Source organism: Streptomyces sp. NPDC058284, assembly GCF_042881135.1.
Classification (GTDB): domain Bacteria; phylum Actinomycetota; class Actinomycetes; order Streptomycetales; family Streptomycetaceae; genus Streptomyces.
This window is the reverse complement of the sequence record NZ_JBHVYE010000011.1, coordinates 23,865-38,040: the sequence shown is the minus strand read 5'-3', so window position 1 is coordinate 38,040 and position 14,176 is coordinate 23,865. Positions and strand designations below refer to the sequence as shown.

The 14,176-nt window shown below is 70.7% G+C and carries 12 protein-coding genes; all 12 read left to right on the top strand.

The genetic code is table 11. The annotated features are described in order from the left end of the window. The first annotated feature begins 3 nt into the window (after positions 1-3). From ACFVYR_RS17330 to ACFVYR_RS17275, 12 genes are read left to right on the top strand one after another with little or no spacing between them, the layout of a single operon-like run. Positions 4-1,500, top strand: a complete 1,497-nt coding sequence (locus ACFVYR_RS17330) for a 4-hydroxyphenylacetate 3-hydroxylase N-terminal domain-containing protein (protein WP_384259949.1) — start codon at positions 4-6, stop codon at positions 1,498-1,500. Beyond that, on the top strand, positions 1,497-4,526 hold the full coding sequence (locus ACFVYR_RS17325; RefSeq protein WP_384259951.1) for a flavin reductase: 3,030 nt from the start codon (positions 1,497-1,499) through the stop codon (positions 4,524-4,526). Before ACFVYR_RS17330 ends, ACFVYR_RS17325 begins: the two co-directional genes overlap by 4 nt. After that, positions 4,523-5,623 carry a hypothetical protein gene (locus ACFVYR_RS17320; protein WP_384259953.1) on the top strand — a complete coding sequence of 367 codons (1,101 nt, stop codon included), beginning with the start codon at positions 4,523-4,525 and terminating at the stop codon, positions 5,621-5,623. The genes ACFVYR_RS17325 and ACFVYR_RS17320 overlap by 4 nt, the downstream gene beginning before the upstream one ends. Then, entirely contained in the window at positions 5,620-6,555 is a 936-nt protein-coding gene (locus tag ACFVYR_RS17315; protein WP_384259956.1) for a carbon-nitrogen hydrolase family protein, read from the top strand. The genes ACFVYR_RS17320 and ACFVYR_RS17315 overlap by 4 nt, the downstream gene beginning before the upstream one ends. 2 nt (positions 6,556-6,557) lie before the next feature. Beyond that, complete coding sequence (locus tag ACFVYR_RS17310) at positions 6,558-7,379, top strand: carbon-nitrogen hydrolase family protein (RefSeq protein ID WP_384259958.1); 822 nt, start codon at positions 6,558-6,560, stop codon at positions 7,377-7,379. A 1-nt stretch (position 7,380) separates the two neighbouring features. Further along, the gene (gene mfnA / locus ACFVYR_RS17305) at positions 7,381-8,550 is read left to right on the top strand and encodes a tyrosine decarboxylase MfnA (protein WP_384259961.1); all 1,170 of its coding nucleotides are present in this window, start codon (positions 7,381-7,383) and stop codon (positions 8,548-8,550) included. Between the two features lie 48 nt (positions 8,551-8,598). Then, positions 8,599-9,450 (top strand): carbon-nitrogen hydrolase family protein, encoded by an 852-nt coding sequence (locus ACFVYR_RS17300; protein WP_384259963.1) that lies wholly within the window; start codon positions 8,599-8,601, stop codon positions 9,448-9,450. Then, positions 9,447-10,265, top strand: coding sequence for an ABC transporter permease (locus ACFVYR_RS17295; RefSeq protein WP_384259965.1), 819 nt, complete (start codon positions 9,447-9,449; stop codon positions 10,263-10,265). The genes ACFVYR_RS17300 and ACFVYR_RS17295 overlap by 4 nt, the downstream gene beginning before the upstream one ends. After that, positions 10,258-11,229 carry an ABC transporter ATP-binding protein gene (locus ACFVYR_RS17290; protein WP_384259967.1) on the top strand — a complete coding sequence of 324 codons (972 nt, stop codon included), beginning with the start codon at positions 10,258-10,260 and terminating at the stop codon, positions 11,227-11,229. The genes ACFVYR_RS17295 and ACFVYR_RS17290 overlap by 8 nt, the downstream gene beginning before the upstream one ends. Further along, positions 11,229-12,602 carry a coproporphyrinogen-III oxidase family protein gene (locus tag ACFVYR_RS17285; protein WP_384259970.1) on the top strand — a complete coding sequence of 458 codons (1,374 nt, stop codon included), beginning with the start codon at positions 11,229-11,231 and terminating at the stop codon, positions 12,600-12,602. The genes ACFVYR_RS17290 and ACFVYR_RS17285 overlap by 1 nt, the downstream gene beginning before the upstream one ends. Further along, a complete protein-coding gene (locus ACFVYR_RS17280; protein ID WP_384259972.1) occupies positions 12,592-13,296 on the top strand; it encodes a class I SAM-dependent methyltransferase in 705 nt (234 codons plus the stop codon). Before ACFVYR_RS17285 ends, ACFVYR_RS17280 begins: the two co-directional genes overlap by 11 nt. Further along, the gene (locus ACFVYR_RS17275) at positions 13,296-14,174 is read left to right on the top strand and encodes a carbon-nitrogen hydrolase family protein (RefSeq protein ID WP_384259975.1); all 879 of its coding nucleotides are present in this window, start codon (positions 13,296-13,298) and stop codon (positions 14,172-14,174) included. The genes ACFVYR_RS17280 and ACFVYR_RS17275 overlap by 1 nt, the downstream gene beginning before the upstream one ends. The last annotated feature ends 2 nt before the right edge of the window (positions 14,175-14,176 follow it).

Below are 14,176 nucleotides of genomic sequence, written 5' to 3'. Positions count from 1 at the left end.
GGCATGCCGACACATGAGTCCGAGACCGTCATGACGACCGCGGCACCCGCGGCCGGCGCTCCCTCCCGGCCGGGCCTTGGAGCACACGACGGCGCCACGTACGTCGAGAGTCTGGCCGACGGCCGCGAGGTCTGGGTCGAGGGCAAGCAGATCGACGTGACCACGCACCCCGACTTCCGGCCGATGCTGCGCACCCTCGCGGGCCTGTACGACCGGCAGCGCTCGCCCGCTCTCGCCCGCGAGATGACCTTCACCTCCGACGTCAGCGGAAACCCGGTCAGCCTCTCCTACCTGGCCCCGAGCACCCCGGAGGAGCTGGAGCGCAAGTGGCTCAACTCCCGGCACTGGGTGACGGGCTCGCACGGCCAGATATCCCGGATACCGGACTTCATGGCCAACGTGGTCGTGGGGCTCTACGACTTCCGCCACGCGCTCGGTGAGGTCGACCCCGTGTTCGCGGCCAACGCCGAGAACTACTACCTGCACTGCCGCGAGAACGACCTCGCGCTGACGCACGGCCTCGGCGATCCCCAGGTCGACCGGTCGGTCACGCCCATGCAGCGGCCCGAGCTCGGCCTGCGGGTCGTCCACCGGGACAGCGCGGGCATCGTCGTCCGCGGGGCCAAGCAGATCGCCACCCTCGCCCCGTACGCGCACGACGTCCTCATCTACCTCTCGCCCGCCAACTACCTGCGCGAGGACCCGGCGTACGTCTGCTGGTTCGGCGCCCGCCTGGACACCCCCGGCCTGAAGATCCTCTGCCGCCGCTCCTACAACGGGCCCGCCCACACGCTGGGCTCCCGCTTCGACGAGCAGGACGCCATGCTCGTCTTCGACGACGCGTTCATCCCCAACGACCGCATCTTCCTGCTCGACGACGCGAACACCGCCGTCAAGGGGTTCCGCGCGCTGAACCGCTGGTCCCTCTACACCGGGCAGATCCGCTTCCAGCACCGACTCCGCGTCATGCTCGGCGTCGCGTCGCTGCTGGCCAAGTCCATCGGGGTCGACAAGTTCCGCGAGGTCGGCGCCATGCTCGGCGAGCTGGCCGCCTATGTGTCGGTGGTCGACCTCGCCCTCAAGACGGTCTCCCAGGAGGCCACCGAGACCCCGAGCGGCCTGCTCGCCCCGGGATCGACCGCGGCCCTCGACTCCATCGCAGGCCAGTTCTCCGAGCGCGCCTCGGCGATCGTGCGGCAGATCGGCGCCTCCGGGCTCATCATGCAGCCCGCCGAGGGCGACCTGGAGTCGGCGGAGCTGCGCGAGGCCCTCGACCTGTACATGGGCGGGCGCGAGACGTCGGTCGATGACAAGTCGCGGCTCTTCCGCCTCGCCGGTGATCTGGTCATCGACCGGTTCGGCATGCGGCAGGAGCTGTACGAGGCCTGGAACCGCGGCGACCCCACGAGGGTCCGCTCGATGCTCTACACCACGTTCGCCGACCTTCCGGCCTGCGAGTCCGCGGCCCGCGTCCTGGCCGACCTTTTGGAGCACCCGTGAACGACAGCATCGTCCTTGAGGGCGTCACCACCCACAACCTCAAGTCCGTCGACGTGGCGCTGCCCAAGGGCAAGTTCATCGTCGCGGTCGGCGTCTCCGGGTCCGGCAAGTCCTCCCTGATCATCGACACGCTCTTCGAGCATTCGAAGTCCCTCTACCTCGGCGCCCTTTCGAGCCGATCCCTCGACCTGGGCGACGGCGACTACCAGTTCGACCGCATCGCCGGGACCCAGCCACCCGTAGCCCTGCGCCAGCGCGACGGCGGCTACAGCAACCCCCGCTCGACCGTGGGCACGCTCACCGGGATCGACGGGCTCTACCGGCTCCTGTTCGGCGCCGCCTCCCACCCCGTGTGCCCCGCCTGCTTCGGCGACACCGGACCCGACCTGCTCTGCCCCGACTGCGGCATCTACACCGAGCCGCACTCGGCCCAGCACTTCAGCCCCAACCGCCGCGAGGGCAAGTGCCTGCACTGCGACGGCGTCGGCGAGCTGGTCGGGTTCTCCCTCGACCGGATCATCCCCGACCCGTCAAGGACGCTGAAGGAGATCTGGGACGGCGCGGACTCCGGCACCTTCGCCGTGCCCAACTGCCGCAAGGTGTTCGAGGCCATGGCGCAGGACACGGGCATCCCGCTCGACCGCCCCTTCGCCGGGCTCACCGACGAGCAGCGCGAGCGGGTCCTGCACGGCTCCGACACCGTCTACAGCATCAAGCTGAACAAGGTCACCAACGACTTCAGGTTCGAGGGAATCCTCGGCTTCCTGGAACGCGCGTACAAGAACGCCAGCAGCCCCGCCCGGCGCAACGCCTTCGCCAACTACCTGGCCGGCGAGGTCTGCCCGGCCTGCGAGGGAGGCCGGCTGCGCACCGAGTCGCTGAAGGCCTCCGTCGCCGGGCTCACCTTCCCGCAGTTCCAGCGCGACGAACTCTCCACCTCGACCGAGCGGCTCCAGGAGGCGCTCTTGGCGGGGAAGCTGCCGGGGCAGGTCCGCGGCCTTGCCGAGGAGATCGTCAAGAAGTCCACCAACATCCGGCAGGTGGGCCTCGGCCACCTCCAGCTGCGCCGCCCCATCGTCACCCTCTCCGGCGGCGAGCTGCAGCGACTGCTGCTCGCCCAGCACCTGGCGAGCGACCTGACCGGCGTCATGTACGTACTGGACGAGCCCACCGCGGGCCTGCACGACGCGGACACCGAGAACGTCCTCGCCTCGCTGCGGCGCCTGCGCGACCTCGGCAACACCGTCATCGCCATCGAGCACGACGAGAGCGTGATCACCGCGGCCGACTGGGTGGTCGAGCTCGGCCCCGGCGCGGGCTCCCGGGGCGGCGAAGTGGTCTTCGAGGGCCCCGTGGCGGAGCTTTTGAAGACGCCCGACTCCCCGACGGCGAAGGCGCTGCGCTCCCGGCCCGCCGCCCGGGAGAGCGCCGACCTGTCCGACGCCCAGTGGCTCGACGTACGCGCCCTCACCCGCAACAACGTCGAGGACCAGGCGGTACGTCTGCCCCTGCGCGGACTCACCTGCGTCACCGGAGTCTCCGGGGCCGGAAAGAGCTCGCTGATCGGCAGTCTCCACGACCGGCTGAAGGCGGGGCTCAAGGGTGCGGCGGCGGGCCGCGGCACCGGGGCCGCGGGCGGCGACATCGACGGCATCCAGCATCTCGACGACGTGATCTACGTAGAGAAGCGCCCCATCGGGCGGTCCAGCCGCAGCACCCTGGCGACCTACATCGGCATCGGCGACCACATCCGCGACGCCTTCGCGGGCAGTGAGGACGCGGTCGAACGTGGCCTGGGCCGGGCCGAGTTCAGCGCCAACGTCGTCGGCGGCCGCTGCCCCGCGTGCAAGGGCCTCGGGCTCGCGGAAGTCGACATGACCCTCTTCCGCAGCGAACACGTCGTGTGCTCCGAGTGCGACGGCCGGCGCTTCCAGGACCACGTGCTCGATGTGCGGCTGCACGGCCGCAACATCCACGACGTCCTGTCGATGACGGTCGAGGACGCCCTGGCCTGGTTCGACGGTCTCGGCGCCACCAAGGTCGTGAAGATCCTGACCGTCCTCGACGAGTTCGGCCTCGGCTACCTGCTGCTCGGCTCCTCCACCACCACCCTCTCCGGCGGCGAGGCCCAGCGACTCAACCTGGCCGCGGAACTCATCAAGCAGCGCCGCAGCGGCACCCTGTTCATCTTCGACGAGCCCACGCGCGGCCTGCACCCGGCCGACACCCGGCACCTGTTGGCCCTCTTCGAACGCCTCGTCGCCTCCGGCAACACCATCGTCGCCATCGAGCACACCCTGCGCGTCGTCGCCGTCGCCGACTGGGTCATCGACATCGGCCCGGGCGCGGGCCGCGCCGGTGGCAAGGTCATCCACTGCGGTACGCCCGCGGAGCTGCTCGGGGCCGAGGGCTCGGCCACCGCGACGCATCTGCGCCGGGCACTTAAGGGCCGCACCGCCCCCACCTCGTCGGGGCAGCCGACGCGGTCCGCCCGGACGATGAGCCCGCTGGCGGGGGCCAAGGAGCTGCTGCCGACCGCGGTGGCCATCGTGACCGGCTGCGACGGCGCCGCGGGGAACGGCGCCCCGGCGCCGCGCGGGCTGACCGTCGCCTCCCTCACGACGGTCTCGGAGGATCCCGGCCTCATCGGCTTCGTGGTGAAGGCGGAGAGCTCCAGCTGGGCGAGCATCGCCCCCCGGCTGCACTTCTGCGTCAACATCCTGAGCGACCAGCAGGCGGACATCGCCCGCGTCTTCGCACGCACCAGGCCCGACCTCCGCTTCGACGACGTGGAGTGGGCCGCGACCGCGAACGGCTGCCCCCGTATCGAGGGCGCCTTCGGCTTCATCGACTGCCGGACGGCCGCCAGCTACCGGATGGGGGACCACCTGCTGATCCTCGGCACGGTCCACAGGGCCGAGGCCGACGACACGCTCAAGCCGCTGCGGCGGGGCGGGAATGGGCGCGACGCCGACTACGGCTGGACTCTGGCCGGCGAGCTGGCCGAGGCGGGTGCCGCCTCATGAACCCCGTGGCAGACCGGTTCGACGCGCATTTCGCGCGGTGGCTGCGCACTCTGGAGGCCGACGCGCACCCCGGCTCCTCCGTGACGGGGGAAGCCCCGCCGCTGTCCGCGCCGGTGAGGTACGGCGAATGGGCGGCCCCTGACGGTGACACGCATGCGATCCGGATGACCCAGCCGGAGTGGGTGCTTGGCCAGCTCGATCTCGTCACCGCCCTCGGCGACCTCATCACCCCCGACGACGTGGCGGTCGTCGCCGTCCCCTACGAACTGTCCCTTGAGGGAGCCGCCGTCGAGCGGGCCATCGAATCGCTCGGCGCCTGCCTCATCAGCGTCGGCACCAGCAACACGATCTGCCCGGTCCCACGGCTCCTCGACCTGATCCACCGGTACGAGGTGACGACGCTGGCCTGCCCGCCCCAGCTGGCCGCCGAACTGGCCGCGCTCGACGAGGCGGCCGGACGGGACCCGAGGGCGTCCACCGTCCGCACCATCCTCGCTACCCGCCCCGCCGCCCCCGAGCGGCTGCGGCGCGTCGCGGCGAGGTGGGGCGCGGTGGCCTCCGGGATCTTCAGCACCCCGTTCAGGCCCGCCACGGCCACCACCTGCGCGGCCGGGCGGCTCCACCTGCTGGAGGACCGCTTCGATGCGGGCCTCCGGTCGCCGACGCCGGGCCGCATCGACCGCGACGCCACCCGTGGGGAACTCGTGCTCACCGTCCCTGGCTCCGAGTCGGCCGCGCCGGTGGAACTGCCGACCGGAGAGCTCGTCGAACTCCGCCCACCGCACACGCCCTGCGCGTGCGGCTCCGAACGGCGCGTCGTCACCCCGCTCGGACGGGTGGCCGACGCCGTCGCCACCCCGGAGGGCCCGATCACCCAAGTCGACGTGGAGCGCTGCCTGTTCACCTCCCCGGAGCCCCGGGGGCAGGTCGCGAGTACGCGCGAAGGCGAGCGCCTGTCCGTGGCCTTCGCCGTACGGAGCAGCGGCGGTCCGGCGCTTCAGGAGCTCGCCCTGAGCCGGCTCGGGCCCGCCGTCGAGCTGACGCCGTTCGTCGAAGACATCGCCGGAACCGACACCCGCACGAGGAGCAGCAGATGAAGGTAGCGGTAGTCCAGACACGCTGGGCCGACGATCCGGCCGACGGCCTGCGCAACGCCCACAAGGCCATCGAGGAGGCCACCGAGTCCGGCGACGTCGACGTGCTCTGCTTCCCGGAGTTCTTCCTCGGCCCGCCCTGGTACATGCCGGGCCAGGACCACCTGCGGGGCCGCACCGACACCCGCATCCCCGGACCGGTCATCGAGACCTTCCAGGAACTGGCGCGCGGCACCCGCACCAACATGGTGCTCGGCGCGATCGTCGAGGAGCTCGACGACGGCATGTACAGCAACACCTCGCTGTTCCTGAACAGGGACGGCGAGATCGCCGGGCGGGCCGCCAAGGCGCACATGTTCGGCAACGAGATCGTGGTGTGCCGCCCGGCCGACTCGCTGGGCATCATCGAGACCGACTTCGGCCGGGTCGGACTCGCCGTCTGCTCCGACTTCTGGGTGCCCGAGGCCATCCGCGTCATGGCGCTCGCCGGGGTGCACACCGTCTTCGTACCGGGCGGCACACTGCGCCAGAACCAGGCGCTGATGGTCAACGCGCTCCGCACCACCGCGTACCTGAACGGCGTGAACGTGGTGTACGCCAGCTCCGTCGGCCTGGTCGAGGGCACCCGGGGCGACCGGGTGGTGCAGATCCACTTCGCGGGCACCAGCCTCGTGGTGTCACCGGAGGGCGTGATGGCGCAGGCCGGCAGCGCCCGGCCGCAGATCCTCCACGCCGACCTGGCCCCGCCGCCCCCGGACAACGACGGCAGCGACTGGATCGCCATGCGGCGCCCCGGGGCGTACGGGCCGCTCCTCGGAGCGTACGAGGGCATGAGCCGTGACCTCGCGGCGGAGCTGCGCACCAACCTGGCCGAGGACGCCGGACAGCAGCGGCAGCCGGCCGGGGCCCCCGCGACGCAGCCGACGGGAGCGTGACGATGACCAGGATCTTCGTGGCCCAGTACCGCCGTCACGCCGACGCGCAGAGCACCGTGGACGCGGTCCTCAAGTACCTCGACGCCAAGGTCACGGCACAGGCCGGATTCGTCGTGCTGCCCGAGAACGCCTTCGCCGCCGCGACCGCGGGCCCACTGCCCGCCGCGCTGCGGGACCAGGCCCTCGAACGCCTCGCCGAGCTGGCCCGGCGCCAGGGCACCTACGTACTCACCGGATCGTGGGCCGAGGAGCACGGACCCGGCGGGAGCCCGCACCAGGTCACCCACCTCCTGGACCCCTCCGGCGAGGTCCGTGCCGTCGTCCGGCGCGCCGTCGACGACCGGGGCCGCACCCTCACCGGCGACGACTTCCCCGTGGTGGACACCGAGCACGGCCGGGTCGGGGTGCTGCTCGGCCCGGACTTCTGGCTGGTCGAGCCGCCCCGCATCCAGTGCCTCGCGGGAGCCGAGCTCCTTCTCGTGGCCGGTTCGACCAGTGGCGCGGCGACCGACAGCCAGCACGCCGCGGTCTGGGGCCTCGCCACGCTCAACACCGTCGGCGTCGCCCTCGCCAGTGCGCTCGACGCGCCATCGGCGGGCGGCTCCGGCGTCGCCGTCCCCGACGGCTTCCTGGCCTGGGCCGGCACCCAGGAGGCCGTGGTCAGCGCCGCCTGGGACCTGGCGCACATCCGCCACCTGCGCCAGCCGGACCTGCGCTTCCAGGAGACCCTGTGGTTCGGCCTGTGGGCGCGGCGGCCCGACCTGTACACGAGCCTCGCCGACGGGGAGCACCCCTCCGGCGCCGTCGTCGACGCGGGGAGCTGACATGCGCCGAGCCGGTCTCCCCGAATCCGCGGTACGCACCGACATCACCGCGGCCCTCGCCGAGGACGTCCGCTGGCCCCGGGTGCTCAACTCCATCTGCACCCAGCCGCATCCGCTGGCCGTCGAGATGTCCCACGCCGCGGCGCACACCAACCTCGGCGACGTACGGATCTTCCGCGGCACCAAGCGGATCGAACGCAAGGTCGTCGCGCTCCTCCTGGACCTGCTCGGCCACCCCCAGGGGGCGGGGAGCCTGGTCTCGGGGGGCACCGAGGCCAATCTGCTCGCCGTCCTCGCCGCCCGCCAGGAGGCGCGGATCTCCGGACGGCTGACGGAGCGCCCGGAAGTCGTCGTCGGAAGCACCGTCCACTTCTCGTTCGACAAGATCTTCGCCGCGCTCGGCATCACCCCCGTGCGCGTCCCCGTCGACGACGGTCTGCGGCTCGCGCCCGACGCCGTGGCGGCGGCGGTGACCGAGCACACCATCGCGGCGGTGGCCACCGCGGGGAGCAGCGAACTGGGGGTGGTGGATGCGGTCGACGACATCGCCGCGGCCCTCGCCGGGCGCGGGGTGTGGCTGCATGTGGACGCGGCCACGGGAGGCTTCATCATCCCGTTCGCGCGCGAACTCGGCCGCCCGCTGCCGCAGTTCGACTTCCAGGTCGACGGCGTCCGGTCGATCACCATCGACCCCCACAAGTACGGCCTGGCGAACGTCCCCGCGGGCGCGATCCTCTTCCGGGACCAGGAGGCGTACCAGGCCGACTCGTTCTTCCTCGACACCCCCGCGCACACCACGCTCCTCGGCACCCGCCCCGGCAGCGCCGCGGTCGCGACCTACGCCGTACTCGAACACCTCGGCAGGGACGGCTTCGTCGAGGTCACCCGCGCCAACTACGAGAACACCCGCTACCTGACCACGCAGCTGGCCGAGGCCGGGTACGACCTCCTCGTCGAACCCGACCTGAACATCGTGGTCGCCCGGGTCCCGAACGCCGCCGAGGTGTCACGCCGCCTCGACTCCGCGGGCTGGATCGTCTCCACCTCCAGGCGCTTCGACGACGGGCTTCGCCTCGTGGTGGCCAGGCACGTCACCCGGGACGTCATCGACGAGTTCCTGCCCGCCCTGGTCAAGGCCGACCACGAAGTCCGGGCGGAGGCGGCCGGATGAGGGCTCCCGCCCCCGCCACGACGATCCCGATCCCCTAGGAGTCCCACGTTGAGCCTGTTCCGCGGAGAAGGACTCACCCTTGCCGCCGTCCAGACGCGGATCGACCCAGGACGGCGCGAGGAGAACCAGGCCCGCGCGGCGGACCTGCTCGCCTCGGCGGCCGAGCAGGGCGCAGGCCTGGCCTGCCTGCCCGCGTCCTTCGCCACCGGAGTCAACTTCCCCTCGCTGCGCAAGGACGCGACGCCCCTGGACGGCCCCGTCATGAGCTTCCTCGCCGAGCAGGCGCAGCGGCACACGATGCACATCGCGGCCGGTGTGCTCCTCTCGGAGGGCCGGGACATCTACGACACCGCCGTCCTCGTCGGCCCCTCGGGCGACCTGCTCTGCCTGTACCGCAGGGCCTGTCTGTGGGCGGGCGAGCGGGACTACCTGGCGGCCGGGGAGCCCGTCGACGCCGTCAAGACCCCGATCGGCCGCATCGGCCTCCAGGTCAGCTACGACCTGCGCTTCCCCGAGGCGAGCAGGCACTTCCTCACCCAGGGCGTCGACGTCGTCGTGTGCGTCGCGGCCCTGTTCGCCGACTTCTCGCACCACGTCAGGACCCTGGCCCGGGCCCGCGCCGCCGACAACGCCACCGCCCTCGTGTTCAGCAGCGGCTCCGGCGAGAACCGTTTCGTGGGCATGCCGTACGTGGGCCGCAGCTGCATCGTCGACGGCCTGACCCAAGGCGTCACCGACGACGACGCCGATGTGCTCGCGGAGGTCCCGGCCCGCAGCCGCGAGGGCATCGCGACCGCCACGCTGTACCCGCGCAGGCGGCAGAAGACCAGCGCCGGGCTGCCGTTCCGTGCGGACACCGAGGCGACCTGGCGCACCTCCTACATCTGGGAGGGGCCGTGACGGCACCGGCTTACCGAAGGCGCGACGCCCAGGCGTCACCACCAGGCTCCGGCTTCAGCGTGCCGGAGTGGCTCGGCGACGTGTTCCGGCTCGTGGCCCTCGACCTCCGCCAGTTCTTCGACAACCGGCTGTACGCCGTCTCCACCTTCCTCACGTCCGTGTCGATGGTCCTCGCCTTCGGCGCGGCCACGGACCAGATGGACAGCCCCACCACTGACGCGGCCAACTTCTTCGACTTCGTGTTCCCCGGCATCCTCGCCGCGGGCATCATGTTCAGCTGCACGTACTCCGTCGGCTACACGATCATCGTCGACCGGAACCGGCGCACCATCGAGGACCTGATCCTCTCGCCCCTCTCGTACTCGGGGTTCCTCCTGGCGCGGTTCGTCGGAGTCACCCTGAAGTGCCTCTTCCAGTTCGCCGCGGTCCTGCTCCTCGGCCTCCTGGTGTTCGACGCCGCCGTCGACTCCGTGCCGCTCGCCACCCTCGCCTTCGTCACCGGATGTCTGGCGTTCGCGGGGCTCGGTGTGGTCGTGGCCACCTTCTCCAACGAGATCTCGTTCCCCGCCGTCGTCAACATCATCGTCATCCCGCTCATGTACTTCGCCGGTGTCTTCTTCCCCCTGCAGAACCTGGGGTGGGTGGGCGACGTCATGGAACGGCTCCCGCTCTCCGTCAACGTCGAGCTGTTCAGGGCGGCCACCGGGCAGGGCCCGTCGCCGTCGGTGGAGACCATCGTCCTGGCCGTCGCCTACGCCGTCGTGGCGGTGGGTGTGTCGGCGTACGCCTTCAGACAGAGGATCGGCCGTGGCTAGCGCACACGACAACCGCGTCCCGGTGCTCCAGGTCTCCGGCCTGGCCTACCGCGTCAGCCCCGAATTCGGCCTTCAGGACATCGGGTTCGACGTCGGGGCGGGTGACGGCGTCGCGATCATCGGGTCCAACGGCGCGGGCAAGACCACCCTCATCAGGCTCATCGCCGGGCTGCTCAAACCCCGGGCCGGCGACGTGCGGGTGTGCGGTACCGAGGCCAGGCGCTGGGGCAAGGTGAGCCGCCACATCGGCTACGTACAGCAGTCGAAGGAGCTGCCCGACGGAGTGACGGTCGAGGCGTACGTACGCCATCAGCTCCGCCTGCACCGGGCCGATCCCGCCCGGCTGCCCGAACTCCTCGCCCTGGCCGATCTGGAGAGCTACGCCGGGCAGTACGTGCGGACGCTGTCCGGCGGCAGCCAGCGCAAGCTGCACATCATCACGGCCGTCGCGCACCGCCCCGACCTGCTGATCCTCGACGAGCCGACCTCGGGCCTCGACCCCGGCGCCCGGCAGACGCTCCTCGAACTGCTGGCCAACCTGAAGAAGGACGGCGTCGGCGTGCTCTACGCGAGCCACCACCGCCAGGAACTCGACGCCCTGGCCGACTCCGTCGTCGTCCTGCACAAGGGCCGGCAGGCCAAGGGCGCCTCGCTGGACGACATCGCCCGCTCGGCGGGCAACCCGCGCCTCGCCCTCGAAACGTATCCGGACGCCGACCCCGGACCGCTCCAGAGCTGGTCCGAACGGCTCCTCCAGAGCCACGAAGGCGTCCGGGCGGTCCGTCCGACACGCACCGGCGCCGACATCGAACTGCCCGACGGCGAGCACCCCGAGGCGCTCGGAGAGATCGTCTCGCTCGCACACGCCGAAGGCATCGGGCTCCGTGCCGCCTTCTACCACCGGGCCACTCTCGCGGAGATCGTCCGGACCATCGCCCACCACGAAGGACTGGGAGAGAGCTGATGAGCATCACGACGACCAGCATGCCGTTCTGGAAGGAATATCCGGAGCGGGACAGCGAGTGGGTCAGGCAGTACCCCACCAAGCACGTCATGGTCACCGAGGAGGAGGTCTTCACCACCAAGCCGATGGGTGTGTACATGCACATCCCGTTCTGCAACCGGCTCTGCTTCAGCTGCCCGTACATCAAGTTCCAGACCGAGCGCGACCTGACCCTGGCCTACCTCGACGCCCTCAAGGCCGAGATCACCAACTACGCGAACCGGCCCTACATCCAGGACCACACGATCACCCTCGGCTACATCGGCGGCGGCACGCCGACCTCGCTGACCGCCCAGCAGCTCGACGACCTGCTCGGGCACCTGCACAGCAGCTTCAACTTCGCGCCCGACGCCGACTTCTCCATCGAGACCACGCCGATCGACATCACCGAACGCAAGGCGAAGGTGCTGCTCGAACGGGGCGTGCGCCGCATCAGCCTCGGTGTGCAGACGTTCGTCGAGGAGGAGCTGAAGAACCTGGGCCGCCCCAGCGACCCGGAGATGCTCAAGGCCAGCATCCGCCTGCTGCAGGCGGCCGGCTTCGAGAACATCAACATCGACCTGATGCACGGCATCAACGGGCAGACCATGGAGGGCTGGGAGCACAGCCTCGACGTGGCGATCGACCTCGGCGTCACCTGCGTGTCCTTCTACACGTACATGGAGTTCGCCCAGGTCTCCACCAAGCGCCGCAAGCTGCCGCCCGTCCCGGACCGCCAGACGGTCGACGACATGTTCTTCTTCGCCGCCGACAAGCTCACCAAGAACGGCTTCCTCGGCTACTACGGCGACTGCTTCGCCAAGCCGGGCTTCCAGCCCAAGTACGGCGAGACGTCCTGGAGCGAGGACATCCCCATCATCCCGCTCGGCCCCACCGCCACCGGCCACCTGCGTGAGCACTGGTACTTCAACGAACCCGACATCGGGCGGTACGTCCAGACCGTGCGGGAGGGCCGTCTGCCCATCTCGATGGGGCGGCACATCCCCAAGCCGGAGGCCATCCGCAGGTCGATGGTGCTCGGCGTCAAGGCGGGCCGGGTCAACCGCGAGCGCTTCATGCGGCTGCACGGCGTGGACTTCATGGAGATGTTCGCCGACGAGATCTCCGACCTCGTCGAGAAGGGCCTCGTCGAGGTCAAGGACGACGGCATCGAGGTGACGGGCCCCAAGGGCTGGTACTACCTCGACAACATCTCCAAGGCGTTCTACTCCCCGGAGTTCCGCCGCTATCCGCAGCACCTGGGGGCCGACATCACCGGCTTCATCTCGCCCCAGCGTGCCCTTCCCCTCGCTGTTGTCAACGCTGGTTCCGAAGGAGGCTGCAATGACTGTTGAGGCGCCGCTGCTGGACCTCGCCGAGCGGGTCCCCCTGACGCAGCCCTACACCGACATCGAGGCCGTCCGCGCGTACGACCTCGGCATGCGCCGCTCCGCCCTGATGGCGTACAAGCGCCCGACCGAGCGCATCCTGGCGGCCCACCGCGAGGGCATGACCGACTTCGTCGACATCGGCTTCAACACGGGACTCCTCTCCCTGCACGTCTCCGGGCGGCTGCCCGAAGTCGCCGTGTCGGGCGTGGAGGAGCACAACAACCTCGTCGACGTCGCCGAGGACAACCTGACGCTGTGCGTCTGGGCCAACACGGCAGGGGACGTCGAGTTCGAGCACTCCAAGCTCAGCCGGCTTCCCTTCGCCGACGACTCCGCGGACATCGTCTACTCGTTCTCCTCGCTGCACCGCTGGCGCCGCCCCGTGGAGACGCTCAAGGAGGCCGCGCGCATCTGCAAGCCCGGCGGGACGGTCCTCATCGAGGACGTGAACCGGCTGGCCGAAGAGGGGCACATCACGTTCATCCTCCAGTTCGTCAAGGAGGGCGGCGAGCAGTTCATGCGCTCGCTCAAGGCCGCCTACTCGCCGGAGCAGATCCGGGAACTGCTGCACGAGGCCGGGCTCGACGACTGGCACGTGGTCGAGGAGGACCTGGGCCTCGTGATCTCCAACCGCCCCGTCGTTCCGGTGAGCATGTGATGGGCCGACTCAAGATCGCGGTCGTCCAGATGGAGTCCAAACTCGGGCGGGAGCCCGCAAACCTGCGGCGGGCCGAACGCTACGTCAAGCAGGCCGCGGCCGAGGGCGCGGGCCTCGTCTGCCTCCCGGAGGCCTTCCTCACCTCCGGCAACATCCTGGAGGTCGCCGACGTGGCGGTCACCATCCCCGGCGACGCCACCGACCACCTGTGCCGCCTCGCCGCCGAGCAGGGCGTCCACATCGTCGCGGGGCTCCTGGAGCGGGGCGAGGACGCCGCGTACTACAGCACCTCGGTCCTCATCGACCGCACCGGCGAGCTGCGCGGCACCTACCGGCGCGTGCACCGCCACGAGCTGGAGAGCCGCTACCTGTCCGGTGGCAGCGAGTACCCCACGTTCGACCTCGACATCGGGCGGATCGGCCTCATGCAGGGCTACGACGTGAACTTCCCCGAAGTGACCAGGGAGTACCTGCGCCGCTCGGTGGACATCGTCGTGTGCTCCGCGCTGGTGCCGGACATGTTCACGTACCTGGTCGACATGCGACTGCCGGTGCGGGCGGTCGACGGCGAGTGCGTGCTCGCCTTCGCCTCCGGCGTCGGCAGCAACCTCTACGCCGGCTTCGGCTACATGGGGCGCAGCCAGATCCTGGCCGACCCCCTCTTCCTGGAGTCGGAGCGATTCGACTTCGAGGACGGCGACGAACGCATGGTGCTGCTCGCCGAGGGCGAGGGCGTGGGCGTCGTCGAGGTCGACATCGACCGGATGCGCCGCTACCGGGACAAGGCAACACTGCGGGGCGACGCCCAGCCTGGCACCTACTGGCGGCCGGTCACCGACGCCGCCACGGCACCGGCCACGGCGTCCCTCCATACGTAGGA